General features: G+C 45.0%; 22 protein-coding genes. 15 read left to right on the top strand and 7 right to left on the bottom strand.

Annotated features, from left to right (window positions below; genetic code table 11):
• Positions 1–19 precede the first annotated feature (19 nt).
• A complete protein-coding gene (locus tag J2736_RS20930) occupies positions 20–799 on the top strand; it encodes an aldo/keto reductase (RefSeq protein WP_310500592.1) in 780 nt (259 codons plus the stop codon).
• 129 nt (positions 800–928) lie between these two features.
• On the opposite strand, the gene J2736_RS20925 is transcribed toward J2736_RS20930, so the two are convergent.
• Together J2736_RS20925 and J2736_RS20920 are read right to left on the bottom strand one after the other, a co-directional pair.
• Positions 929–1,729 (bottom strand): hypothetical protein, encoded by an 801-nt coding sequence (locus J2736_RS20925; protein ID WP_310500520.1) that lies wholly within the window; start codon positions 1,727–1,729, stop codon positions 929–931.
• 160 nt (positions 1,730–1,889) lie between these two features.
• Positions 1,890–2,102 (bottom strand): hypothetical protein, encoded by a 213-nt coding sequence (locus J2736_RS20920; protein WP_173111184.1) that lies wholly within the window; start codon positions 2,100–2,102, stop codon positions 1,890–1,892.
• A gap of 245 nt (positions 2,103–2,347) precedes the next feature.
• Here J2736_RS20920 and J2736_RS20915 point away from each other — a divergent pair, with 245 nt between their 5' ends.
• Together J2736_RS20915 and J2736_RS20910 are read left to right on the top strand one after the other, a co-directional pair.
• On the top strand, positions 2,348–3,295 hold the full coding sequence (locus J2736_RS20915) for an ABC transporter ATP-binding protein (protein WP_310500519.1): 948 nt from the start codon (positions 2,348–2,350) through the stop codon (positions 3,293–3,295).
• Positions 3,292–4,395, top strand: coding sequence for an ABC transporter permease (locus tag J2736_RS20910; RefSeq protein ID WP_310500518.1), 1,104 nt, complete (start codon positions 3,292–3,294; stop codon positions 4,393–4,395). Before J2736_RS20915 ends, J2736_RS20910 begins: the two co-directional genes overlap by 4 nt.
• 123 nt (positions 4,396–4,518) lie before the next feature.
• Here the strand turns inward: J2736_RS20910 and J2736_RS20905 are convergent, their stop codons facing one another.
• The 3 genes from J2736_RS20905 to yhbH all read right to left on the bottom strand — a co-directional run bounded on the left by J2736_RS20905 (position 4,519) and on the right by yhbH (position 7,388).
• The gene (locus J2736_RS20905) at positions 4,519–4,695 is read right to left on the bottom strand and encodes a YjfB family protein (RefSeq protein WP_310500517.1); all 177 of its coding nucleotides are present in this window, start codon (positions 4,693–4,695) and stop codon (positions 4,519–4,521) included.
• 105 nt (positions 4,696–4,800) lie between these two features.
• Entirely contained in the window at positions 4,801–6,234 is a 1,434-nt protein-coding gene (locus tag J2736_RS20900; protein ID WP_310500516.1) for a SpoVR family protein, read from the bottom strand.
• Positions 6,231–7,388, bottom strand: coding sequence for a sporulation protein YhbH (yhbH, locus tag J2736_RS20895; RefSeq protein WP_310500515.1), 1,158 nt, complete (start codon positions 7,386–7,388; stop codon positions 6,231–6,233). Before yhbH ends, J2736_RS20900 begins: the two co-directional genes overlap by 4 nt.
• Positions 7,389–7,704: 316 nt before the next feature.
• On the opposite strand from yhbH, the gene J2736_RS20890 reads away from it, so the two are divergent.
• The 9 genes from J2736_RS20890 to J2736_RS20850 all read left to right on the top strand — a co-directional run bounded on the left by J2736_RS20890 (position 7,705) and on the right by J2736_RS20850 (position 21,433).
• Positions 7,705–8,271, top strand: a complete 567-nt coding sequence (locus J2736_RS20890) for a Uma2 family endonuclease (RefSeq protein WP_310500514.1) — start codon at positions 7,705–7,707, stop codon at positions 8,269–8,271.
• Between the two features lie 215 nt (positions 8,272–8,486).
• A complete protein-coding gene (locus tag J2736_RS20885; protein WP_310500513.1) occupies positions 8,487–10,013 on the top strand; it encodes a replicative DNA helicase in 1,527 nt (508 codons plus the stop codon).
• Entirely contained in the window at positions 9,997–10,758 is a 762-nt protein-coding gene (locus tag J2736_RS20880; RefSeq protein ID WP_310500512.1) for a DUF6063 family protein, read from the top strand. Before J2736_RS20885 ends, J2736_RS20880 begins: the two co-directional genes overlap by 17 nt.
• Positions 10,742–15,172 (top strand): coiled-coil domain-containing protein, encoded by a 4,431-nt coding sequence (locus J2736_RS20875; RefSeq protein WP_310500511.1) that lies wholly within the window; start codon positions 10,742–10,744, stop codon positions 15,170–15,172. The genes J2736_RS20880 and J2736_RS20875 overlap by 17 nt, the downstream gene beginning before the upstream one ends.
• The gene (locus J2736_RS20870; RefSeq protein WP_310500510.1) at positions 15,169–16,410 is read left to right on the top strand and encodes a plasmid pRiA4b ORF-3 family protein; all 1,242 of its coding nucleotides are present in this window, start codon (positions 15,169–15,171) and stop codon (positions 16,408–16,410) included. Before J2736_RS20875 ends, J2736_RS20870 begins: the two co-directional genes overlap by 4 nt.
• Before the next feature lie 286 nt (positions 16,411–16,696).
• Complete coding sequence (locus J2736_RS20865; RefSeq protein ID WP_310500509.1) at positions 16,697–17,530, top strand: (2Fe-2S)-binding protein; 834 nt, start codon at positions 16,697–16,699, stop codon at positions 17,528–17,530.
• A gap of 233 nt (positions 17,531–17,763) precedes the next feature.
• Entirely contained in the window at positions 17,764–19,605 is a 1,842-nt protein-coding gene (locus J2736_RS20860; RefSeq protein ID WP_310500508.1) for an FAD-dependent oxidoreductase, read from the top strand.
• Between the two features lie 191 nt (positions 19,606–19,796).
• Positions 19,797–20,363: a hypothetical protein gene (locus J2736_RS20855; protein ID WP_310500507.1), complete on the top strand. Its 567-nt coding sequence runs from the start codon at positions 19,797–19,799 to the stop codon at positions 20,361–20,363.
• 113 nt (positions 20,364–20,476) lie between these two features.
• Positions 20,477–21,433, top strand: a complete 957-nt coding sequence (locus J2736_RS20850; RefSeq protein ID WP_310500506.1) for a 3'-5' exoribonuclease YhaM family protein — start codon at positions 20,477–20,479, stop codon at positions 21,431–21,433.
• A gap of 446 nt (positions 21,434–21,879) precedes the next feature.
• Here J2736_RS20850 and J2736_RS20845 read toward each other — a convergent pair whose 3' ends face one another.
• Positions 21,880–22,005 carry a hypothetical protein gene (locus J2736_RS20845; protein ID WP_310500505.1) on the bottom strand — a complete coding sequence of 42 codons (126 nt, stop codon included), beginning with the start codon at positions 22,003–22,005 and terminating at the stop codon, positions 21,880–21,882.
• Entirely contained in the window at positions 22,002–22,463 is a 462-nt protein-coding gene (locus J2736_RS20840) for an Lrp/AsnC family transcriptional regulator (protein WP_310500504.1), read from the bottom strand. Before J2736_RS20840 ends, J2736_RS20845 begins: the two co-directional genes overlap by 4 nt.
• Positions 22,464–22,734: 271 nt before the next feature.
• Between J2736_RS20840 and J2736_RS20835 the strand changes: the two genes are divergently transcribed.
• The 3 genes from J2736_RS20835 (at position 22,735) to J2736_RS20825 (ending at position 26,436) form a co-directional block, all read left to right on the top strand.
• Positions 22,735–24,120 (top strand): amidohydrolase family protein, encoded by a 1,386-nt coding sequence (locus tag J2736_RS20835; protein WP_310500503.1) that lies wholly within the window; start codon positions 22,735–22,737, stop codon positions 24,118–24,120.
• Positions 24,121–24,145: 25 nt separating this feature from the next.
• Complete coding sequence (locus J2736_RS20830) at positions 24,146–25,141, top strand: aromatic ring-hydroxylating dioxygenase subunit alpha (RefSeq protein ID WP_310500502.1); 996 nt, start codon at positions 24,146–24,148, stop codon at positions 25,139–25,141.
• A gap of 212 nt (positions 25,142–25,353) precedes the next feature.
• A complete protein-coding gene (locus J2736_RS20825; RefSeq protein WP_310500501.1) occupies positions 25,354–26,436 on the top strand; it encodes an ABC transporter substrate-binding protein in 1,083 nt (360 codons plus the stop codon).
• Positions 26,437–26,455: the final 19 nt, after the last annotated feature.

Below are 26,455 nucleotides of genomic sequence, written 5' to 3'. Positions count from 1 at the left end.
GCTCAATAATGGTGTACATATGCCTTGGCTGGGGCTCGGTGTTTATAAAAGCAAAGAAGGTCAAGAGGTCATTGGAGCGGTTCAAACTGCCCTACAATTAGGCTATCGAAGCATTGATACAGCTGCTGTCTATCGCAACGAAGAAGGCGTTGGACAGGGATTGCGCCAAAGTGGTGTGCCGCGTGAGGATATTTTCATCACGACGAAAGTGTGGAATGCAGATCAAGGCTACGAGTCTACGCTGCAAGCATTTGAAGCAAGCCGCAAGCGACTCGGTTTGGAGACGATTGATCTTTACTTGGTCCACTGGGCCGTGTCCGCCACGTACCGTGAGACTTGGAAAGCGCTCGTCCACCTCTACAAGGAGGGGCATGTTCGCGCGATTGGCGTGAGCAACTTCCAAATCTCTCATTTGGAACATGTGATAGAGGATACGGGGGTTGTTCCTGCGGTGAATCAAGTGGAGTATCATCCGGAGCTATCGCAAAAGGAGCTGCTCACGTTCACACGTGATCGGGGTATTCAACTAGAAGCGTGGAGCCCGCTTATGCAGGGGAAGCTGAATCAGCCTGAATTGGCGCAGCTTGCTGCTAAATACGGCAAATCAGCCGCACAAATCGTGCTGCGCTGGGACATTCAGCACGGTGTTGTGACGATTCCGAAGTCGGTCACAGAGCATCGGATTCGGGAGAATGCGGACATTTTCGATTTTGAGCTGAGCGCAGAAGATATAGCTCTGATTGATGCGTTGAATATCAACAAGCGTATTGGTCCGGATCCGGATCATGTAACGTTCTAGTATGTTATTAATTAGCAAGAGGAAACGCCCGTTTGTGCGGGGTTTCCTCTTTTTTTTCGTATCTGGTGGGGGGATTAGGAGTCTGAGCGCGCACTTTTCGACGTCTCAAATTCAGCCGCCCCCCTCCCCTTACTGCAATAAAGCAATCATTTGATATACCTCGCGGTGATCACCTGGCAATAAGTAATTCGCAACCTTCAGTTGTGAAGAACCATCTCCGTCAAGGAAAAGCCCGTCCACCAATTGCTTCTCGCCTACTTGTTCTTGCACCGCTGTTCGGAACTCTTCGCCTGTACAAGGGGTAGGCGCGACGACGAGATACACGTTGTTCATTCGATCATACACGATGCCGGATCGCATGCGCTTTTCGTTGATGACAGGCATTTCTTCCGAGATCGCCTGATCTGCCCAGCCCAATGGATTCGTAAGCCCCATGCTGACACCTCCCTGCGCCCAATATCGGGTGCGATCCATGACCTTGAGTTCACTTGCATTTTCGACGACTTGGACGGTAAAAGTTTGCGCCTTCTCATCCCACACCAACGTCCCTCGTTTGCGATCCGTATTGTACCAGCCTGAGCCATAATCGCCAGGTTGGCCTTTCACTGGGAGATCATTGGTTACAGCGATGCTGAGCAAGTACCCTTGCCAGAAGAACCCGCCATTAATCCCATTGTCAGCTCGTTCGGTCACATTGGCTTGGATAGCTTTGAGCCCAATGTTCTCTGGGGAGGTTTGAATGACGTGAAGGCTCACACCATTCGTTGCAGGTTTGATGCTATACGCGGCAGTTGTCTTTGGAGGAAGCGGTTGGGTAGTGCTCTGAAAGTGAAGCCCCCAGATTAAGGTCCATACGAAACTGATAATGACGATAAGTAGATAGATTAGTAGCTGAGCAGCATGTGCTTTGAAAAGGCGGATAAGGTACATAGCGTTCTCCATCCCAGCTGTAATGGTGTTGTTTCTATTAGTCTATGAAAAATGGAGAGAGGATATGCCTAGTTAGGCTATTAGTCTACGAAAAAAAACACCTCCGAAGGAATCTACCATTCGGGGGTGTTGACCTTAAACCATCTATGTATGCCAAAGATTAGAAAATTGGAATACGAGCCTTATTTCCATCTTTAGCATATAAAATCGCTTCAGAGCTAAATAAATCTACTCGCTCTAACGAGTTAACTAAATTCATGGTGGTGAATTTGTTATGGCGAAGTGCGTTGATCAAAGAAGGAATTAACTTGTGGTCGGTGCCGACAAAATTAACAGAAATCGGCTTCTTATTAAATAAAATGTTCATTCTCACTACAACACATCTCCTTCTGGTTCGTATTCAGATATAGGTTATCTTATTAAGTAGAAATTAAGATTATCACACCTTTCTCAATAAGTTCGTCGATTGACGGTGTCGGAATTCCACTAGTTCTGTCAGTAGATATTTCATGTAGGTGTCCAAGCGTTGAACTATAAATGAGAAAGTGCAACTGCGCATGCATTTGGTATATGATAGGTTAAGTTAAGCAAAATTTGGAAGCGGAGGGGGCTAGCGTTATGGAGTCTTCACAGATTGTTATTGAAGCGGATGGTTTAATTAAAAACTATGGAACCTTCCAAGCTGTGCGAGGGGTTAATTTTCAAGTTTTTCAAGGCGAGGTATTTGGCTTGCTCGGTCCTAATGGTGCTGGAAAAACGACGACGATGGAGATGATTGAAGGGCTGCGGAAGCCTGACGGCGGTCGTGCGATTGTAGCGGGTTTTGATACGCAGAAGGATTTGAACAAGGTGAAGGAAGTCATAGGTGTTCAATTGCAATCCACTTCCCTATTCGAGTTGTTGACGGTTGAGGAAATTATGCGCATGTATGCCAGCTTCTACCCGAGCTCGGTTCCGATTAAGCCGCTGTTAGAAGATATGACGTTGACGGATAAAAAGAATGGTCGTGTCAAGCATTTATCTGGTGGGCAGAAGCAGAGACTTGCCATTGGGCTTGCCCTTCTGAATGATCCTAAGGTTATTTTCTTAGACGAACCGACAACCGGGTTGGACCCGACAGCAAGACGAACGCTATGGGAGATTATTCTTAAGCTGAAGGAGCGAGGTAAGACGATTGTGCTCTCCACGCATTATATGGAAGAAGCGCACGTGCTTTGCGATCGTATTTGTTTAATGGATCAAGGGAAAGTGGTTGCGCTGGATACACCGCGTAATTTAGTGAGCAGCTTGCAGTCGGACAGCGCGATCGAGTTCAGCCTTCAAGACTTGGCGGAGACCGATAAGGCTTCGGTTCTTCAGGAGCTGCACACGGTTCGTGAAGTTAAGGGAATTGATGTTCGGAAGGACGTGTTCGTCCTCTACACAGATAAGCTGCAGGAATCATTGATAGATCTAATCGAAAAAAGCGCTGGCGGTCGCTGGCAATTGACAAACTTGCAGACGCGTACAGCTACGTTGGAAGATGTGTTTATTTCCATGACCGGAAGGAGTTTGAAAGAGGAATGAATGCTTATATCCAATTAACGTTAAGTCAGCTTCGTTTTTTTGTACGCAACCGACAAGTGCTCATATTCACCTTATTTATGCCGTTATTCTTTATGATTATGCTTGGCTCCTTTCTGGGCAAAGGGAATGAAATCATCGTTGATGGCGTCGTTATTGACCAGGATCAGAGTGCGGAATCTAGGATCATGGTTGAGGCACTTCAGACGAATAGCATTCTGAAGCTGAAGTCGTCGGATGACATGGATAAGTCATTAGAGCAGCTGAAGCACGGTGATCAGAAGCTCGTTGTGATTATTCAGAAAAATTACGGTGAGGCTGTAGCTAAAAAAGGAGCAGATAGCTCCAAGGCAAGCTTCTTGCAAGTCTATTATGATCAGACGAACCAACAGAGTGCGCAGATTGGTCTTCAAACGATCAGTCAGGTGGCAGATACGGTTTCCAAGCAAATATCTAACTACATTCCGGTCGTAAAAATTGAACCTGTTGGCGTGCAGGCATTGCAGCTCCGTTATATCGATTTCTTGGTGCCGGGCATTTTGGCGATGATGATTATGACCAACAACTTGAACGGCGTCTCGGGGCAAATTGCTTCCTGGCGGGAGCGTGGTGTGTTGCGACGGATGCAAAGTACACCGCTGACATCGTCCACCTTCATTGCCGCACAGATTACCGCACGCCTTATCATGAACACAGCACAAGCCCTAATCGTGTTGCTGGTAGGTGCTTTAATTTTTGGGACACAAGTGAACGGCTCGTGGTGGCTGCTCTTGTTGTTTATCGTCATGGGTACATTGACGTTCATGTCCATCGGTTTTATCATCGCTGGCGTGGCCAAAACCCCAGAGAGCGTCGGTCCGATCTCCGGGCTGATCTCATTCCCGCTGATGTTCTTAGGCGGCGTGTTTTTCGCCGTATCCAGCATGCCAGAGTTCTTGCAGCCGATCGTGAAATCGATCCCGATTACCCAGCTCAGTACAGCTCTCCGACAAATTATGAACGTGGGTGCAGGTATCGGCGATCTTTGGCAGGAAGGTCTTATGCTAGCCATCTGGTTAGTCGTATCGTTCATCGTGGCGACGTTCACATTTAAGTGGGAGTAGCGCTAGTTTGCAAGCTATGAGTCTTCTAGAAGTAGAAAGCCCAACCTCTGCAAGGGAGAGGTTGGGCTTATTGTGATAGGAATATAGGCAGGATTAATCTAGCAGCCTATTTATTACCCTATTTTAAACACGTATATCCAGATTTCCGCCTAAATTCGGCTGTACAGAACGTTCTAACATTTGAATCATTTGCTGGCTTTGATCGGTAAACTGATCCTTGGCCATTTTCATAACACTGATCCCTACAGCTTGGGAAAGATTATTGTGAGCAAGAATGACTGATGCAGCTGAAATGTCCATGAAGTCCCTCCTTATAAGTGTGAGTATCCAACATTTGTTATATCGGTATATGAGTTAGCAATGCTTAGGGCAAAAAAGCCCAACCCTCCCGGGTTAGGCTTTCGATCACAAAAACCGACGATGATGCTTCTTCCCATCAAAACTAAACAATACCGGCTTATCCTCTACTACCGTATGCATATGAATGGTCTTGCCCCACAGTTTATAGATGTATGGCAGCGTCCGTTCGACATATTTCAAATCAAGCTCGACACCTTCGAAGGCATGCTTCAAATACAACTCGCCGTTACGCTGGTAATCCCCATCCTCCACGACAATGTAAGGGAAGCCGCCATTCACTCTGGAATAAATCAGCTGATCGCGTGTATTTTCCCACGTTTTATCTGTGATTTTCCACTCAGGCCCTTTCTTCTCAAACACATACAGGTCTAATTCTTCCACCAGCGGTTTATTCAAATAGTTGCGGATAAAAGAGGTATCAGACTCGTATTCCCGCACCTCGAAAATCTTCTTCCTGCCTTGACCAGGCGTTCGCCCGAATTTGCGAATTTCTTCATCTGTCGGCGCATCCCAGCGCTTCTCGATGTCCTCAAATATTTTGACGCCTAAATAATAAGGATTCAGCGAGTGGCGAGAAGGAACGACGACAGAGGAGTTCAGTTTGGAGTATTCAATCGTTTCTTCCTCGGTCAGATCCATTTCACGCAGGATGTGTTGATGCCAGTAGGAAGCCCAGCCTTCGTTCATGATTTTGGTCTCGAGTTGCGGCCAGAAGTAGAGCATTTCATCACGCAGCATGGTCAGGATATCCCTTTGCCAGTCTTCCATGTAAGGAGCATGTTCCTCTATAAAAAGAAGAATATCCTTCTCCGGCTTCGGTGGAAAACGCTTCGTCTCTTCTTTATCCAAGGAGACATGTGGCTTATTACGACTATCTAAGTCCCATAAATCTTCATAACCATAGGTAGCTTCGCCTCGCACCGCTGGTGTAGCCGCTTTATTATTCTCTTGGCGTTTACGAGACTGACCATACGTTAGCGTTAGCACAGGGTCAATGTGCTCTTGGATAGCGAGAACAGCATCTATGAATTGTTCGACCTCATCGATGCCATGCTCAATTTCATATTGCCGGATGCGTTCGGCTGTCGCTGACATGCTTTCCACCATATTTCGATTCGTTTTGGAGAAGCGGGCATTATTTTTGAAGAAGTCGCAGTGAGCCAACACGTGAGCGACGATCAGTTTATTTTGAATTAAGGAATTCCCGTCCAAAAGGAAGGCATAGCAAGGGTCGGAGTTGATGACCAATTCGTAAATTTTACTAAGCCCAAAATCGTACTGTGTCTTCATGCGATGAAAATTTTTACCAAAGCTCCAGTGACTATATCGCGTTGGCATCCCATAAGCACCGAAGGTGTAGATGATTTCTGCTGGACAAATTTCGTATCGCATCGGAAAGAAGTCGAGCCCAAAGCCTTTGGCAATCTCGTTAATTTCATCAATGGCATATTCCAACTTCTGGATTTCGGATTTACTCACTTTGCAGGCACTCCTTCCTGTTTGGTGAAGAAGGTTTTTAACGCTTTATAGACTTCACCTTTTTCACGGATGACATAATGCAGGAATTTAGGGTTGTTAATATGACGGAAGGCCGACATGAGCGTTGAGCTGCGGTTGTATTGATTCACTTCCCCGTAACCGAACATGTTCGAGCGCTCCATCAACTGCGTAATCAGCTTCACACAGCGTTCGTTATCGGAAGTTAAATTATCGCCATCCGAGAAATGGAAGGGATAAATATTAAACTGAGAAGGGGGGTACCTTTTATCAATAATATCAATGGCGGTTTGGTAAGCCGAGGAGCAGATCGTGCCTCCGCTCTCCCCTTTGGTGAAGAACTCTTCCTCTGTCACTTCTTTCGCCTCGGTATGATGCGCGATGAACACAATCTCAACGTTCTCATACTTCGTGCGCAAGAAGCGGGTCATCCAAAAAAAGAAGCTGCGGGCTATGTACTTCTCAAAGGAGCCCATGGAACCAGAGGTATCCATCATGGCAATAATAAGCGCATTGGAGTGCGGCTTTTCGATCTCTTCCCATGTTTTGAACCGCAAATCATCTGGTGAAATATGATGAATACCCGGTGCGCTGCCTCGTGAATTACGTCGCATATTTTCGAGAATCGTCCGCTTCTTATCGATATTGGACATGATTCCTTTTTTACGAATGTCGTTGAAAATAACTTCGGTCGACGTCATGTTCCGCTTATCTTTTTGCTGTAGATTCGGAAGTTCCAACTCGGAGAACAGCATGGCTTGCAGTTCCTCCATGCTGACCTCGGCCTCGTAATAATCATCGCCGGCTTGATCGCCCGCGCCTTCGCCTTTGCCTGGCCCTTGCGCAGGCTGCGGGTCTGTTCCTAGAACATCGCCTACCTGTGAATCACCGTCGCCTTGGCCGACATGCTTGCCTTTGTTGAAGTTATAGCGGAAGCGGTATTCGTCCAAACTTTTTATCGGTACCTTCACGACTTGTTTTCCATTGGACATGACAATGCTTTCGTCTGTGACGAGATCCGGAAGGTTCTGTTTAATCGCATCTTTGACCTTCTCTTGATGTCTGGTTTGATCTTGGTATCCTTTGCGGTGGAGTGACCAATCCTCTTTGGAAACGATAAATAAGGGCTCTGTCATGGGGACACCTCCTTGGCGTTTATGATAAGCGGCAGCGCTAATCAGACATAGGGAAATAAAGCTTGTTATTAAATATATTCAGGAGTGTGGGGGATATGTGGTGCAAATTTTTTTGATAGCAAGGAATTAATGGCGTATGAGTTTGGCTGTTGAAATGATTTTGACAGGTTGGCAGTACGGATAGGGATGGTTACAGGTTGAATAGTTCGCATCCGGTAATAATGGGAAGAGAAGGTCTGTTGCCGGATTTACAACTTCGACTTTTCATCTATATGTGATAAAATAAGAGGAATATAGTAGAGAGTGAGGGACTTTCATGAAAATGCCTGAACAGGATCACCACTATAATTTTCAAGATCTGCAAGAATGGGAAGGCAGATGGGAGTTAATTAGTGGAGTACCATTTAATATGACGCCTGCTCCTTCTACGACACATCAACGAATCTTAAGTAGCATCTTTCTTGAACTTCACTCATCGCTCAAGGATTCCATATGTGAGGTATTTATCTCTCCGTTTGATGTGAGATTAAGTGAAACAGAAGAATACGACAATCCCGATACTGTCTGTCAGCCAGATCTATCCGTTATATGTAATCCATCTCAAATTGATGATAGAGGAGCGAAAGGGGCTCCCAAGCTCATTGTTGAAATATTATCTCCAGCTACTGCGATTAAAGATAGAAACCAAAAGTTTAAAACATATGAAAAGTTCGGAGTTTCAGAATATTGGATTGTTGACCCCGCACATCAAACTGTTGAAGTTTATGGTTTAGAAGAGGGGTCGTTTCAAAAGCGAGAGGTTTTTGGAAGAGAAGACAAGTTATATTCATTTGCTTTTCCAGAATGCGAATTTGAATTGAAGAATATATTCGTAATTGTGTAATACTGCTGTGGTGCAAGGATTGATTCATGCAACTACAAAAGTCTGCCTAATCTCCTGATGCCAAGCATTGGAGTTTAGGTGGATTTTTTTTCTTATTTCTGGAAGCTGTCAATGAGTAATGGTTTGAACGATTACAATCGGTTATGATGTAAGGTGGATAATTTCTCAAACACGAGTAACACACACGAGCTTTGCAAGATTTGGAGGCACACAGGATGGACTACCTAGACATTGGTCAAGTGATTTCCGGGTTTCGGGAACGCATGACCAAGCTGGCACTTTTTGACCCGCTCTATGAGCTGCAGAGAAAACGGCAAACAGATCGACAAAACAAACCAATTGATTTTATGGAACTTGGACTTTTAACATTACTTTACTTCTTTGAGCAAAAGCTGATGCGAAATAACAAGGCTGGCGTTAAGGACCTGGCCGAGTTTCTTTTGAAAGTAACGGGGGTCTTCATTGATTTAGATGAAGCTGGGTTCGAGGATCTGGCGAGGCAGATCACGCAAGTGTTTCGTCCTACGACAGGGAAGAAGCGCGATTTTACATTTATGAACTGGGAATCTGGCCAGAAGGAACATATTTACATATCGATTCTGAAAGCGAATGCCTTCGACTTAAAAACGAATACGCAGTACTACACGCTCGACGAGGATGGGTTGGAGCTTATTTTTGCGACCAAAGAATTTTATACTGAATTTCAATTGTCTATTCATCAATTGGTATTGCGCAAACAGCTGGAGAAGGGTGAGTTCGAAGGTGCCTTGCGTCAAATTAATGAAATGCGGATCGATGTGGAAGCTCTGCAGGAGCGGATGGTCAAACTTGAGCATGAGTTAAAGAGAAACATTGTATCTGAGGAAACATTCGGACGATATAAAGGTCTGCTAGAAGATATTTATGTGCGATTACAAATGGAAAATGACGAGTTTGAAGAATTACGACAATTCGTGAAAGAGACCAAGGATCGTGTTCATGCTCAGACCGTTAGACAAGTGGATCAACGACCTTATGAGTTAATTTTACGAATATCCAATGAACTCGAAAAGGTGCATGGCGAGCATTCTGTTCTTTTTCACCAGAGTATGGTGCTGAAATCACATGCCTTAGGCGCAGCGCAAGAATCCTTGTATTATACGGGACTGGATTCCTTTAATTGGGATCAGGATATTGCTTCGCTTATTTTCAGTACGCCGCTGCCTTTGGAGACGATGAAAGGTGTCATTGCCCCGTTCTTGCCAATTCAAGAGACGAAGATGTGGTCACTGTTGACAGTGTGGTCCGAGCAAAACTTGCTGGAAGACAGCACCGGTCAGGAGCGGGATGATACGTTTCTGGAAATTGGCGGAGACAGCGACGAATACCGGTACCAGACGATGCAGAAAAAGTTGTACAAGCATCTGATGGAGCTCCTTTTGCAGATGATGGAAGAGCAGGGACAAGTTGAAGTGAAACTTTTCATTGCATGGTTAGAAATGAATGAAGATACCAGATTGCTGAGCGAGCGAGCATTTTATGATTTTTGGATTTATCTACATCAGAGAAGCCCCTTACAGTCGGTGGATATGGATCAGCAGCATAATGAGGAGCAGGCGACGTTACTGGAAGATATGTATGCGCTACTCGGAAGCCGCTGTTTGGTCGTAATTGAACAAGGGGACATCATTCAGGTGAATGACAGGTTTAGCATACAGAATATGTTGATTTCATGGGGAGAACAGGATGACAATCGGACTTGATAATGGAACAGTAATGAAAGCTTTTCGAATTTACACGTTGCTCGCTCGCGATAACGAAGTCGGGAAAGAGTGGCTTCAAGCCTACATGGCGGACGACGTGGTACGCGGACTTGTGGATCAATTTGCCCGAGAAGTGGACTGCGTAACGATCATTGCTGGCGAACAATTGTATATGATTCCGGAGACAAGGCTATCTCCTTTTCATATGAATAATGAAGTAATTAAACGCACTTATCTGCGAGCGAACGCGGTAAATGCCGATCTATATCTCATGTATGTCAGCATTATTGTGTTGATAGGTGCTTTCTATGACAGTTACCAAACCATGGAGCCGACGAGAAGTTTTATCGGGATTGAAGAGTGGACTGCGCTTGTGAATGAGCGAATTGCCTTATTGCGTACACATCCGGAAGCGGAATTAAAAGAGATGGAGAAGGAATTCTCCTATAACTGGACAGCCCTAATCGAAAAATGGAGCGCTATGGACGATATCAAAGAAACGGCCGCAAAGCAAAGCGGGAATACAATAAGCCGGGTCAGCTTTATGGACTCTGTCCGCAAATTTCTCATCGCGCAAGAACTGGTAATTGATATTGGTAATCAAGAGATTACATTAACTGAAAAGGCCAAAGTCGTTGTGCAGCGGTATTTCATGGAGTTGGAGTATAACCGCGGTATTTTGGAGTTTTTATATCACAGTAATACGTTCGAGGGGGAGGGGAGCGAACATGCCAGCGATCTCTAGAATTCGGTTTACGAATGTCGTCTACGAGGACGGAAATAAGCGTTACAACGATGAATTGTTTCATTTCGATGGGCATAACGGCGCGATTTTGCTCGAAAATGGGGGAGGCAAGACGGTTTTCATCCAGTCAGCTATGCAAGCTATCCTTCCGCATGAGGAGCTAGCTGGACGTAAAATCAAAGATACGTTAAGTCTCGAAAATGGTCCTGCGCACATCGCGATTGAGTGGATTTTAAGTGAAAGGCCACGACGCTATGTCGTGACCTGTATCAGTTTGTTTTTGACAGCTACTGGGATTGATTCGTATCGATATGTGTATGACTATCCGGTGCTTGATCCCGACGCCATTGATCGGATTCCTTTTGTAAAGGGGAGTGCCGGGCATCTTCGTGCAGCGGATAAAGGCGAAATTCATGATTATTACCACGGCATGACGGCGAAAAGAATGAATGCGAAGATGCCTTCAACGATGAAAGAATACCGTAAAATATTGGAAAATAATTACCATATTATCGCGTCCGAGTGGGAACGAATTGCGAAGATCAATAGCTCGGAGGGCGGGGTCGAGAGCTTTTTTGATGAATGCAAAACGACGGGCCAATTGCTTGATCGCTTGTTAATCCCGACAGTTGAAGATGCCATGGCTGGTTATGAACAAGGCGAGTTCGCGAATAATTTTGAAATGCATAGGGATAGCTTCAAAAAATATAAAGAATTAAAGGAAAAAATCGAAGAAAACAAAAAAATCCTCGTGGAATTAGACCAGTATGTGCTTCATTATGCCACGATGGATACGAAGCAGATGGCATATGCAACTGCACAATCTGAAACGAAGGCGTATTGGCTGCTCGTTGGTGGGCAGAAGAATGAGGAAACCGCTAAGCTCTCACGGTGGCATCAGATGATGGCAGCATGCGATGAGCAATTGCAAGGACTCGCTCGGAAGAAGGAATCACTGCATATTGCGAAGCAAGTACAGGAGCAATCTGTCTTGGAAACAAAGCTCAAATTGGTCGAGGATGACGTGGAGTTCAAAGAACAACTTGTCCGAAGTGCGAAGGAGAGCTACTATTCGTTGCGTTTAGCCGATTACAAGCAGCAATGGACATCTGCCGAGGAGCGCATGAACTATGTGCAGCGCGAACTTGACCAATTCGGTCAAACGCAAGAAGAGGATGCACTGCGCAACGCGTGGACCCAGAATGGCGGGCAAATTCGCAGTATTTATAGCAAGATGGAGCGGGAGTGGCATGCTGAAGAAGAGAAACTCAGTCTGGAAGTAACTGCGCATCAGAATAGATTGAATCTAGAGGAAACGATTCTGAATGAACTCTCAAGTGAACTAGAGCTATTAAACAAGCAGCTCATTGAACATAGATCCCTTGTGCAAGCACGAGAAAGAGATAAAGATGAGTTGAGAGCTAATGTTTTGGCCAATCCTGCCGCCCAGAGCGTGGAAGACAGTATGGTTGACTGGATTCAGCGTTATCAGAAGTTGGATGAGGGCAATGTGGGGCTGGTGCAGAAGAACAAAGATTTAGCATTTGCTAAAGAGGAAAATGAAAGACAACTGGGGGATGTGAGTGAAAGTCTCAAGACCGCCTTTGTAGATCGTGCTAGTGCAGAGCATAAGTTTGCTTCATTTGAAAAAGAGCAGCAATCCATGCTGGAACAAATTGCTTCGTACAGGTCTGCATGGGGAAGACTCACGTCTGTTTATGAGAAGCAGAGTTCGATTGAAGAACGGCTTAGTGAGGATACGGCAAAACTGTTGATGGACAAGGAAGCTTACTTGCAGAAAGAGCGTCTTGCGTTCCGATATATCGATGATTATAGCGTTCAGTCTATATTTTTTGCCGATGACTATGTGGCGGGTTTGGTGGAGAAGTGGAAAAACCAGTTCACCTTATTGGAGACAGGTATTTACTATTTGCAGCGTTTAAAGTTAACGGAGCGTTCGTTGACTCATCCCTTGTGGTCTGTAACCTTGATTACGACCGAAGGCGAAGTCGGGGCAGTCACAAGCAAGCTTCGGCAGTATGCGGAAGATATGCAGTTCCCGATTCAAGTGATCTCCTCCCAAGAAGCGGCACGTCTGGTCAATAGTGAAACACCGGCTGCAACGGAGAACAGCACGTGGGTTGAACCGCGACATTGGCGTGATAATGCGGAGGACGCGGAATTCGTCATCTGGAAGCAGATGATCTCCATGAAAGGAGAAGAAGTTCGCACAGCACGCCAAGAAAAAGAACGTGATCTGCAGCGTACTTCTGAGCTTCAAGCTGCTTTTAGTCGATTCCTTCTGGCATATCCGCTTGAAACTAAGCAAGAATTGGAGCGGCAAGTAGGACTTGCTCGCGACTCCGTTCGTGAGCTAGAGAGCCAAGAGGATACCATCAAGAAAGCCATTCGTCAGGCAGAGATGATGATTCAACAGCATAATGCCGTTGTAGATGAGCAGAAAGAAGAGATGGTCCAGCTTGGGCAGTGGATCGAAAAAGGGCGGAAGTATGCCGAGCTAGGCAAAGAAATTGTCACATTAAACGGGGCAATCGATCAGCTTGCCCAGCAGTCTGACGATCAGCAGCATAAGCTGGAGGGCAGACGACGCTCGATGGAGCAGGCGAAGCTGCAGAGCGAATTGGTGAGAGGCAGAATGAACGTTTTGAAGACGGAGAAAGCGAGTCTGCAAAGCCAAGACCTGTACCTTGAATTAAGTGATGTACAGCCCATAGAGGCAAATCATAGCTTAGATTGGCTGAAAACAGAGCGAAAAGATTTGCATCTCAAGCTCAATCATATCTCCCAAGGACGCCAGCAGCTGGAAACGGAATTGAAGCATGCTCAGATTAGCAGAACATCGTTGGAGCGGGAGATGAACAAGCTTCGCTTAGAACAAGCGGACCTGAACTTGAACGAGGAACTCGCTTTCTCTGTCACGGGTGAAGATCAGATGTCTCAGCTCATGTCCGACCTCAAGGAACACGAGGCACGACTGATGCGCGATAAGGAAGAATTGGTTCGGATTAACAAACAATGTAATGAGATTACAGCGAGAATTAAATTACTTGTTGAGCAATATAGTGATACCCATCAGGGTGAACGGCCGCTGGCATTCTCAGAGTCGCTGAGCACAGTGGATGTACACGTCCAAAGTGAGGATACACGTCTACAACAGATGAAGTCGGACTTGCAACAGCAGCATACGCAAATCCAGGCGCAATTAAGTAAAATCGGAGACGTGATCGATTACTTAAATCAATACAAAATTTTGCATGGGTTTGAGAATCCACTCATTCAGGCAGCCTTAATCACACCGGAGCATAAAGCGGAGTTTCCGAATGACAGACTGAAATGGGTACAGAAATCTGTAGCCTCACTTACCGGATTAATGAAAGAACTGGAAGCGGAAGAGTCGACGGTGAAAAAGGCGAGACTTCATTTCATTGATTTTTGCCGGAAACAAATTAAGGATGTCAAGATGAGAGAGATGGCTGAGCAAGGGGTTGAGAACAAAGACAACTATCTCGAACTAACACAATTTCAGCATAAAATGCACAGCCGCATTGAACGCGTCAATCATGTCGCGGAAGAGACGATGCGCACGCACAACCAGCAACTCGAACAGTATATCATTCATGTGCACAGCCATTTGAAGCTGATCGCCTCTGAACTTCGAGATATTCCGAATAAAACGAGAGTGAGAGTCGAGGATCAGTGGAAACATATCTTCTCATTTCTCATTCCCGAATGGGATGAACTGGAGGCGAAGGATCATCTGCGTAAGCATCTGGAATGGGTTTTAACCGAACTGCAAAAAGGTCATTACCGCGATGAAAACGATCAAGAAGTGAAATCAACGGTTCGCAAGGAACTAGAAAAATGGCTGGATACCAAGCAGCTTCTGCAGATTGTTTTGCAAGAAAAAATCATGAAAGTCTCCTGTCGTAAGGTCACCAATGAGAATAACGTTACCAAAGCCTCATTCTCATGGGAGCAGTCGAACAATTGGTCTGGCGGGGAAAAATGGAGCAAGAATATGACGTTATTCTTAGGACTGCTCAACTATGTCGCTGAGAAACGCCAACATATTCAAGCGAACATGAAGCGGCATCGCACCGTAATCTTAGATAATCCCTTCGGTAAAGCATCGAGTGACCATGTGTTAAGTCCCGTATTTTTTATCGCGGAACAGCTTGGCTTCCAGATCATCGCACTGACTGCGCATGCGGAAGGCAAATTCCTCAAGGACTATTTCCCTGTTGTCTTTAGCTGTAGGCTCAGACAGGCGGCCAATGGCAGCAAACAGGTTATGACCAAAGAAAAGGAAATTAATCAAGCATATTTCCGTGATCATGCGCCGTTTTCGTTGGAAAGATTAGGGGACGTTAAGCAGATGGAGTTGTTTATATGAGGAGACACGAAATAGATAGGGAACATCTTGCAAAGTTTGTAAAAGTACCTGAACAACTTATCAAAGACTTCCTAACTTTTACGGATTATCTTACATCCCAAGAGGTTGGACTAACGAAGTCTAAGCAATGGCTTTCAAGAAATAACTTAATGGAACTGAATGCTCGAATGTCTGTACCTGAAGTGGGTCGTACGAAGACATCCGATCAGGACGCATATCCTCTCTTGCATTTGTATTATCATATTTGTATTGCAGCAGGATTTTATAACAAAATTCAGTCGAAGAGTGGGAAAGCAACACTTGAGGGAACAGAACGCCTCGCCTTGTTTCTTCAAATGAATGAGACCGAACAGTATACTTGCTTACTAGAAACCTTTTGGGTCGATGTAGATTGGGATGATCTGCAGTATGGAGAACGCTATAGCCCTGGTTATGGTGTATCTATTGTAATTGAACAAATACTGAAATACCCATTAGGAACTGTAGTAGCTGTAAATGATAACTCTGATAATGAGAATCTCGCATCATTCTTTTATAGATGGAACTATTTTATGCATTATTTTACCTATTTCGGATTCTGGGAGTTGACCAAAGACGAGGAACGTTCAGTTATATTTCATGCAAAATATTATTATATAGCTAAAACGATTACGCCGTCTCAATTACTTTACCAACTAGGTCCTGTTCTAATAGAAACAAGAGATTTGTGCGATTGGAATTTACAATTAAGACGTGACTCAGGAGATTGGCGTGGAGATTCGGATGAGTCTTTTATAGAAACACTTAAACCATTATTTCCAAGCGGAGAGCTGGTAAGTTCCTTGCCTAGACTAACGGGGATATTCTTAGATGGGACGTATGATCTTAGAATCACCTTGCACACTAAGTGCTGGCGTACCATTCGGATTTCATCCCATCATACCTTGCATCAACTGCATATCGCGATTCAAAGTGCATTTGATTTTGAAGATGATCATTTATATGCATTTTTTATGGATGGTCAGAGTTGGTCTAGATTTGCCTTCTATTCACCTGATGACGGAGAAGAGCCAGGGGCGGATGAGGCGGAACTTGGCGAGTTAAATTTAAGGATTGGTCAAACATTCCTGTATATATTCGATTATGGACTTGAATGGCACTTCCAGATTAATGTAGAAAGTGTGTCGGATATGAATTCGAAGGGAAGTAACCCTCAATTGTTGGATGGGAAAGGAAAGTCGCCCAAACAATACAGTTAATTCAAGTGTACTTGACAAGTGAACTTACCGCTTTAGACGAAGCTAAAGAAGGGATGATGGGTCAATTCACTGGCGGGAGATAGTCGTTGGTATGAATTAGCAACGTTGAAATACATAGAGAAAGCCTGTCTAATCGATCTCATTCAGTCGGAGAACGAGCAGGCTTTTTTTCGTTGTCATGAAATTAATTTTTCTTGCCATTAATAATGATTGTCATTATCAATGGTGGTATAATCAAGTGAGAATTCTAATGGGGTGAACTAAGCAACGACAAGGAGAGAGGAACATGAGCATATCAGTTCAGGTATATATAGCAGAAAATTACGGAGTTACAATGGATTCCCACCCTGACCCGATTTTCACAATGGAAGGAACAGTTCTATTGACGAAGAGAGGGATGGAGGAGCTATTGTATCTTTACTCACCTCTGATGAAAGCACTCGAACCCGCAGCTGCTGGAGCCTACTTAATCAGCCGTCTCGGAAGCCTAAATGCAGCGATGCAGTATATGGTTACACATGATGAATTAGTTGATCTGTCTCCTGAGCTTTGGTCGCTGCAAATGTATCGAAGTGAGAAGGGGTTTATTGAATTCCGTGTTGTGCTTCAAGAAATAAGAAAACTGAGCGGTCCGCTGTGCGGACTTCGAAACGAATGGCGTGAAGAGCACTTATCCCGTTGGTATGCGGAGACGATCCGGCCGCTTGTGGAAGCGATTGCCGCAGCTGCAGATATGGACATTATGCACCTTTGGAAAATTGTACCGGGACGACTTCGCATTATTTTTGGACAATGGAAAGCAGCGAGCACCTCTGAAGAATGGCAGGCTCGTTATGAAGAGGACCATCTTTTCGTTACAAAAGAGTTGAAGGGTGAGGTATTCGGCCGCCTCCGCAATCCTTTGTTTGTCAAAGTTGTGAATCTGGATTACCCTGGTAATCCCGGTGAGCCAGACACACCGATTAAGATGAAAACGGCCTGTTGCATGTTTTACCGAACGGAAGGCGGGCAATATTGTTACACATGTCCCCGTATGAAACCACAAGAGCGCGAAGAGCGCAAAGAACAATTGCGAGTTCAGTTCGCCGAAGCGGCAGCTGCTAAAAGTGTTGCGAAATAGCCATGATGTGCCAGTGGGGTTCAAAGAAGTCTGTTTCTCATTTCCGGCGGCTATGGCTGGGTTAATTGATTTCCATCGTGAAATCGGTTAGCTCTTTTTTTACATAACTCCTATTGCTTAATCGTATCTGTTGACTTTTTTGTTGGTTTTTTTCCACTTTATGCATACAATAAGGGAAGCACTAATTCGATGCAGCAGGGTGATGAATATTGAAAAATTGGTTCATGAGTAATATGAAATCGACAGTAATCTGTAGCATTCTCATCATCGTCGCGGCTGTTGGCGGAGTGTTAGGCTATTTCGGATTGCACCGAGATAGTGACGGCGGCTTCACGCTGCATACACAAACGTCTTTTCGGCCTGATGTCGTTGTGATGGGAACCGAGCTTGAAGGGATGTATCTCGCACAAAGGGCTAAACAGGAAGGCCTAGGCGTATTAATCCTTGAAACGAAGGGCAGATTGGGTGGACAGCTTATCCAGGGGGAAATGCTCTATCTCGATGGTACCTATGATGATGATGGTGACCAGCTCATGCAAGGCGGTATGAAGGAGTTATTTCAGCAGTACACGAAAGGAAGCGTTCGTACTAAAACAGATTTTGCTCATTATTTTCATAGGATAATTGAAGGAATTCCACTAGAGAAAAATGTTGTTCTTGAAGACGTGAGCATGTCAGGGAACAAAGTAGATTCGCTAACTTATCTTGACGGTAATGGAAAAAGGCGAATAGTAAAGCCTTCCTATTTCGTAGATAATTCGGATGATGCTGCCTTCATTCGCAAGCTTAATGTGGAGCCTCTCCCAGGGTTGGAAGCGCTATATGGGAGTAAGGAACGCGAATATATGAGCGGCACGTATATGATGAAATTCAAAGGGGTCGACTGGGACAAGTTTCAAACGCATTATTGGAAAATGAATAAAGTAGAGAGAGCACACAAATACGGACCTGAAAGTTATGTGAATTCACACATCGCCTATGGGTTCCCGCCAGTTGTATCGGCGTATGAACTGCGTAACAAGCAGGATCTGAACCTTCGAGGATTGAACATCCTGAATCAAGGTAACGGAGAAATTATTATTAACGCGTTGCAGGTATATGGTATCGATCCGAGCCAGAAAGAAACGATTCAACGAGGTATGGCGTTGGCGAAAGCAGAAATGCCCTTCATACGCGATCATCTTCGTAATCACATGGTGGGCTTCGAGCAGTTGGAAATAGGTGGAGAACCTAACGAACTGTACATCCGAGAGTTTAATCACTACCCAACCGAATATGTCCTGCAAGCCTCAGACTTAATGAGTGGCCGCATGTTCTGGGATAACGTAAGCATTGGCGGCTATTTTATGGACATTCAAGGTTCGCGCTCCAATCGGGAAGGATTAGCTATCGGTCGTCCAGATAAATATGGGATTCCTTTGCGAAGCTACTTGCTGCATGACTACGATAACGTTGTAACTACGGGGAAGCTGGTTGGGGCAACAGCGGTGGCCTATGGAAGTGCAAGGATTCAACCGAACGGAGCAATGGCTGGGGAAACAATCGGTGTGCTCATGGGGCAAATGAATGGAAGAAGTTTGAAGTCGACATCATCAGAGGAAATTAAGCGACTTCATGAACGGATGGAACACAAATATCAGATCAAGCTAGATGATCGCATAACAGCCAAGAATAAAATCGCTCATCTCTCTGAGGGAGAGAAAGCGGAATTGAATAGTGGAAGGATTACGCTGCTGAAAGGCAATAGGATTGCCCATCATCTGCCATTCATTCGGGTTAGCGTGGAAGGTCAGGCCATCACATACAATGGCATTAAGCCTATTGTCATTAATGGTATCCCCTGGGTGCCGTTAAGTCAGACATTCGAGAAGATAGGCCTTGGCGATGCTACTTATGATGAAGAAAACAAACGAATCCTTTACACGTTCAAGGGGAAATCAGGAACGATTGAGTCGGCAGACGTTCAGATACTGAACAATTTTGTACTTGTAAGTTGGGCGAAACTCGCGGAAGTGCTAGGCTACTCCTGGGAGTGGAATACAGCAGGAGACGAAGTTCTAGTAAGACGTCTTTAATGGCACTACAACGAAAATCTGTCGATTCTCCCTAGGAGGAAGGCAGATTTTTTGGGTTTTCAACTTGCAACGTTGGCTTACCAAGCCCGCACCATCTCCCGACATTAGCAATAGTCTACTCTATATGGAGTTTGGGAGTGTGAACATGGATGAGAATTAATCGAAAATGGAAGTTGACATCGAAAGCTAGCATGTCTGCAACAAGACCTATCCAACAACGGGTGTATGCCATACGCAAGGTTGCTACAATCATGCTGCCATTTTATCGTAAGCTTGCTAGCAGCCTTACTTTTTCCATACAGTGGGCAACAGCTGTGCGGAAAACAGATATTGCCCGGATGAATAAGCTGCTGCGTTCGGTCATCGGCGCAGAACCACTATCGGCCCTTGGATCTAATGGTGTAGGGTGGTTCGTTGATTTTCCGTTGCCGAAGCCGCTGCTAGAGATCACCAATGGCACCACGATTCGCCCAGGGCAAGTGCAATTCACATTCAGCTCCACGATAAATCGTGCCATCGCGAAGGCCGTTATTCCGCTGTATAAGGAGATTAGTTGTAACCCCTATTACGCGGCGCTTATCGTGAAGGCGATTAATACGCAGAATAAGGTATTGTTGAATCGCTTGGTACGGAGCACTGTAACAAGTCGGAGGTTAGTCTCGGTTGACATTGATTTCTCTGGCTTCTTTCTCGGTTTCAAATATCCAGAGAGTAAGTATGTGTATTTGAATGAAGTTTTTAGGGAGTATGTCATGTGATTTCGGAGTCATGTGCTGGCAAGAAGGATGCGGTATAAATTTCTAAGCGTGACACTAATCAATTGGGCCTATTTCGTAGTATAATGTTCCTATTGATTATTGGAGGCACATACATGACATTAATTAAACATTTTCAGGCACCAGATGAATTTACGGGCTTTTACTTAATTAAAGAATTGGAAATTAAACAAACGAATACAACACCTGCCAAAGATTTCATGGATATTGTACTCTGCGATGCGAGTGGACAGGTGTCCGCCAAGATGTGGGACGTCAGCGCTGCGGACAAAGAGACATTCTTTCCGATGACGTTAGTGAAGGTGCAGGGACTTGTTCAATTGTACCGCGAACGTTTGCAAGTGAAGGTTGGCAAGATTCGCAAAGCACTGCCGGAAGATGGCGTGCAAATCACTGATTTTATCCGCTCTGCGCCGATCAGTCCAACCGACCTCATTCATACGATTAATCATGTATTAGCGAGTATAACGAACCCAACGATTCAGTCCATCGTCTCGTTCTGTGTCGCGAAGGTACAAGATAAACTGGATCATTATCCAGCGGCCAAAACGCATCACCATGCGTATTTCGCAGGACTTGCTTATCATATCGTGCGGATGCTCGAGCTCGGTGAATTTATTTGCAAACAGCGTCCATTTCTTAATGCTGACCTGATCAAAGCGGGCATCATTCTCCATGATATCGCGAAGCCAGAGGAAATGATCTCGCAGCTCGGCATTGTCTCTGACTATAGCGTGCAAGGTAAGCTATTGGGGCATATCTCTATGGCCTCCAATTGGATTACAGAGGCTGCTTTGCACCATGGGGTTGATCTTCAATCGGACATCGTCATTGGATTGCAGCATATTGTATTGTCCCACCATAACTTACCAGAGTGGGGAAGTCCTGTTCTGCCACAGCTTCCGGAAGCTGTCGCGCTTCATTATATCGACTCGATGGATGCGAAGCTGCAAATGGTTGAGGACACGTTGCTACTTACACCGGAGTCCGATCAATGGACGCCGATGATTCGCGGGTTGGAGAACAAAGCGATGTATCGCTTGAAGCTGTAACATGGGAAGCTGTTTCCAAGTGGAGAGATCTACTTGGAAGCAGCTTTTTGTATGTAGAGGAAGAGCTTGTGTAAAGTGCCACCGCAAGGCCGTCTCCAATAGTGCCCGCCCCCGCCCCCAAGCTCAAACCAAAATCCGCGTCTTCAACCCAAGCCTAAGCGGTCAGCTAAAGGAATAGATGGAAAATATGTAGCTATTATCTTGTTAATCTTCGTTTTATTTGAAATAACTGTAAAAGTACAGCTGTTTCAGCCGAAATCGTCGAAATCCACAGAATCGAGAGAATTAAATGTACTTTTTCCATCTAATCTATAAATTTCACCTTAAATTGACGAAATAGCTGGAGTTTTTCCAGTTAATTGAGTTTGATGGGGTGAGTAGTTTGAGAGGGTTGAAAGGTTTGAGAATTTTGCGGCGACGGAGAGCTCTAAAAGGGCCGAATGATGCTATTTAACACCCAAGCCTGCCACAATTTTCACATTCAGCAGCATTACTATCAAGCTGTCACCTCGCCTGCCGAATTGAAGGCAGACAACCTCTCCCACCCAGTTGCTGCCAATCCACCAAATCATAGCTCCAGACCAGTCCCCTGCTTGAATCGTTTAATGACCATTTGTGTGTTCACCCGCACGACGCCGTTTAACTTGTAGATGTTCTTATAGAGGAATTCCTCCAACGCAGCGTCATCCTTCAATAAGGCATGCATATGCAAGGAGCTAGTTCCCGTCATTTGGTAGATCGACACCACATTCGGATCAGCCGAGAGTGTGTTTCCAACTTCTTCCGCGTAGCGCGGCTCCACTTCCACTTCGAAGAAAGCACTTACTACCTTCCCTAGCTTTGTTGCATTCAAACGTATCGTAAAATTCTCGATAATTTCATTGTCGATAAGGTTTTCAACGCGCTTTTGAATGGCGACACGCGATAGATTCAAAATTCCACCTATTTTCGCATAGGACATTCGACTATTCTCATGCAGCAACTTAATAATTTCTTGATCAACGGGGTCGAGATCGTGCAAATCTAACATGAATATCACTCCTCAAATTTTCTGAAAATATATACAATTGTTCATTATTCCATGCTATCTTCATTATTTGCTACAAAAAACACTTTAAAAATAACAGATGTTAATCAATTATTATAAAAAACGCGAATAAACGCAATCATTTTTGTAGTATGCATTTACACATGATGTTGACGATACTAGAATGTATACATATAATCGTGTTAATTAATATAACATGAAAATCCAAAAATACTTTTAATGTTAAACAATATAACATGAAAGAGGCTGTCACATGTCCAAAAAACTCATCTACAACGGAACCGTCCTGACGATGGATGCCACGAACCAAATGTTCAAACCAGGCTATGTGTACATGGAGCATGATGTCATTTGTGAAGTTGGCGAATGGAAGTCGGATGGCAGCTTAGATCACCTGCTCACTGAGGCCACTTACCGATACAATGCAGAGGGAAAAGTAGTTATTCCCGGTATCGTAAACGGTCATACACATCTGTTCCAAACATTTATGCGAGGCGTATCCGATCACTCCCCCTTAGCACAGTGGCTAAAAGAGATTATTTGGCCGATGAGTCTCGCGATGGAGCCAGAGGATTTCTATTTAGCTGCATTAATCGGTTGCATTGAGAATTTGAAATCTGGTGCGACGTATATGATGGATCATCACTATATCCACACGTATCCAGAGAATGATGCCAGTGTGCTAAGGGCGATGGTAGATTCAGGGATTCGAGGACATTTGGCACGAGGAGGCTCTGACCTAGCAGGAGAAGTTCGATTGCGAGAGACTGGTGAGCAGGTTTTCAACGCCACAGATCAATTACTTGATCAATGGGAAGGCGCAGGAAATGGCCGCATCCGAATAGCACTTGGTCCACTCAACTTATATGGTTGTTCCCGGGAATACCTCGAACGAGCTGCGGTGTTCAGTCGAGATCGCAAACTCATTTCTCATGTACATGTCGCAGAAACGAGCGAGCAAATTGAGACGACAATGGAGCGATACGGTCTTAGGAATTTGGAACTCCTAAATGAAGTAGGCTTACTCGGCGATCAGACACAGGTTGTTCATGGTGTTTGGCTGGACGACAGAGAGCTCGAGCTCATCAAAGAAAAACAAGCATCCGTCATTCATTGCCCTGTTTCCAATATGTATCTAGCCTCTGGTGTTGCACGTGTACCTGAGATGCTGCAGATGGGCATCAATGTTGCCCTAGGAACAGATGGCCCTGGCAGCAACAACTGCCAAGACAATCTTGAAGTGCTGAAGTTTACTGCGTGCTTGCACAAAGTGAATGAGCTGGATGCCACATTATTACCCCCCATGGATGTGTTGCGAATGGCAACCGTAAATGGCGCAAAGGCAGTAGGCCGAAGCCAAGATCTAGGCAGTCTCGAACCTGGGAAGAAAGCAGATCTAGTAACAGTTGATATGATGAAAGCCCATATAAGTCCCGTGCATCGCGCTTCTTCAGCTCTAGTCTATAATGCGAATGGCAACGATGTCGATTTGGTGATGGTAGGCGGGCAAGTAGTCGTAGAACATGGCAAGAGCACATGGATTGATGAGCAGGAAGTTTTAAAAAGAGCGCAAGCCAGAGTTGACGTACTTAGAAGTAAGTTAGCGGGGCAGTACCCTATTTTTGCTAATCAAATGTAGGTCCAATTAGAGGAGGATGAATTCTATGGCATTACAACGTCTACATGATCCCGTTCTTGAAAATGATTGGCATGCGGTGTACCTTGCATCTGAGCTGAAAGATCAACCGGTAGGTGTCATCATTTTAGGAGAAAGAGTGGCCCTTTATCGCTCAAGCCGAGGCGTTCACGCCATGCAAGATCTCTGCGTCCATCGTGGAGCCATGTTATCCAAGGGGTGGGTCAAAGATGATGTGCTGGTCTGTCCGTATCATGGCTGGCAGTACGACTCCTCTGGACAGTGTGTCTGTATTCCTGCACAACCCAAAGGCGAGAAGATTCCACTTCGCGCGAAAGCCGTGACGTATGCTTGTGAAGAAAAATATGGCTTCATCTGGGTATGTATTGGTGAACCAGCAGCCCCAATCCCGCATTTTGAAGAGTTTGCGAATCCTGAGTACCACCCTCTTCCGTGCGGACCCTATAAGGTTGCTGCAGCAGGGACGCGTGTCATTGAAAATTTCACAGACTTCGCTCACTTAATGTTCGTTCATCAAGATTTACTAGGTCACCCAGATTATGCCGAGCTTCCTGATTTCCAGGTTGTCAAAGAAGAGGATCGCATCTATATCGAAAATATTCCGATCTTCCAGCCTGTTGCGCATTCGGGTTCGGATAAAAGTGAGGGCACTACGTATGTCTATATGAAGGAAGTGTATCGGCCATTGTCAGCTAGACTATCGAAGGCGGATCCAAGTAATGGTCAAACGTTATGGATTATGCTCACCGTTCTGCCTGTAGCCGCTGAAGAATGTGTTGTCTTTATGATGGTTTCACGTAACTATGCGTACGACGTTGATGATGCGAACTTCATTAAATTCCAAGACATCGTGTTTGAACAGGATGCTAGAGTCATTGAGACGCAGAAGCCGGAGTTGCTGCCATTAGATCTGCAAGTTGAGCTGAATCATAAGGTGGACCGCTTCTCCATAGCATATCGTCGTTGGCTAAGAGAATTAGGTGTGGTGGTTGGGACAGTTTAGCTCCAAGGTACATTGTTCGGGTTTTAATGGAAATATTCAATTTACAATAATTATATAGTTGTAAAAGTGATTAAAAGACGTACTTTTATTGTGAAAAATTACAAAACGTTAGTCTATTTGTTGACGCAAACAAGCCGTGAAACGTATATTTGACTCAAGGTTAAACAAGATTCGTAGACATAGAAAAAACCAATATGGAGGGGAAGTTAACCATGAAACAAATTCAACGTACACTTGCACTTGCAACGAAACGCCCAGGAGCTGTATCCCTTAGTTTAGTGATGATTTCCAGTTTGCTAGCCGCGTGCGGAAGTTCCAGTACGCCCGTTTCCTCGTCAGCGCCAGCAGCAGCACCAACGGTGGCGGCGGCTTCTCCTGCAGCATCAGCAGCTCCAGCAGCCAAGCCGATTGTTCCAGCAACGGTGGTGTTGAACTGGTTCGCTGAGCCTGAGCATGGCGGGAATTTCGCAGCATTGTCCAAAGGCTACTACAAGGATGCAGGCTTTGATATGACATTAATGCCTGGTGGTCCTTCCGTTTCCTCGACACAGATTGTAGCTTCTGGTAAAGCCCAATTCGGGATGGCGAACGGTGATGATATTTTGGTAGCCAGACAAGAGGGGATTCCTGTAGTAGCTATTGCAACCTCGATGCAGAAGAGTCCACAAGCCCTGTTTTATCATAAGGATTCGGGTGTAAAAGACTTCGGAGACTTAAACACGCACAAAGTGTACGTAGCATCCACGGCGAGCTTCTGGCAATTTATTAAGAACAAATACAAATTAACGAATGCACAAGAAATGAAATATACAGGTCAATTAGTGAACTTCGTGAGTGACAAAACAGCGCTAACGCAAGGCTACGTGACCTCAGAGCCATTCACGATGGATCAACAAAAAGTTGATTATGGCACACTCTTGGTAGCCGATTCTGGTTATAAAATTTATGCTGGCGTGTACTTCACGACAGAGAAAATGATTGCCGAGCATCCCGATCAAGTCAAAGCTTTCGTTGAAGCAACAGTAAAGGGTTGGGATTATTACAAAGATCATTCCGATGAGATCAACCCAAGCATCCAAACGAAGAATCCAGATATGGGCCTCGACATGATGAAGTATAGTGCAGCGAAAGAAATGGACTTTGTATTCGGTGGCGATGCAGCGACCAAGGGCACAGGCATCATGACCAAAGAGAGATGGGAAGAAGTGCAGAAGCAATTGGTGGAAGTTGGCGTTCTGAAGACGGCTGAGAACATTGATAAAGTGTTTACGACACAATTTTTGCCTAAGAAATAAACAAAACTTCGGGAGGTGG

Source organism: Paenibacillus qinlingensis, assembly GCF_031455095.1.
In the GTDB taxonomy this organism is placed as follows: domain Bacteria; phylum Bacillota; class Bacilli; order Paenibacillales; family NBRC-103111; genus Paenibacillus_E; species Paenibacillus_E qinlingensis_A.
The sequence above is the reverse complement of the archived record's forward strand: the minus strand, read 5'-3'. Positions and strand labels throughout refer to the sequence as shown.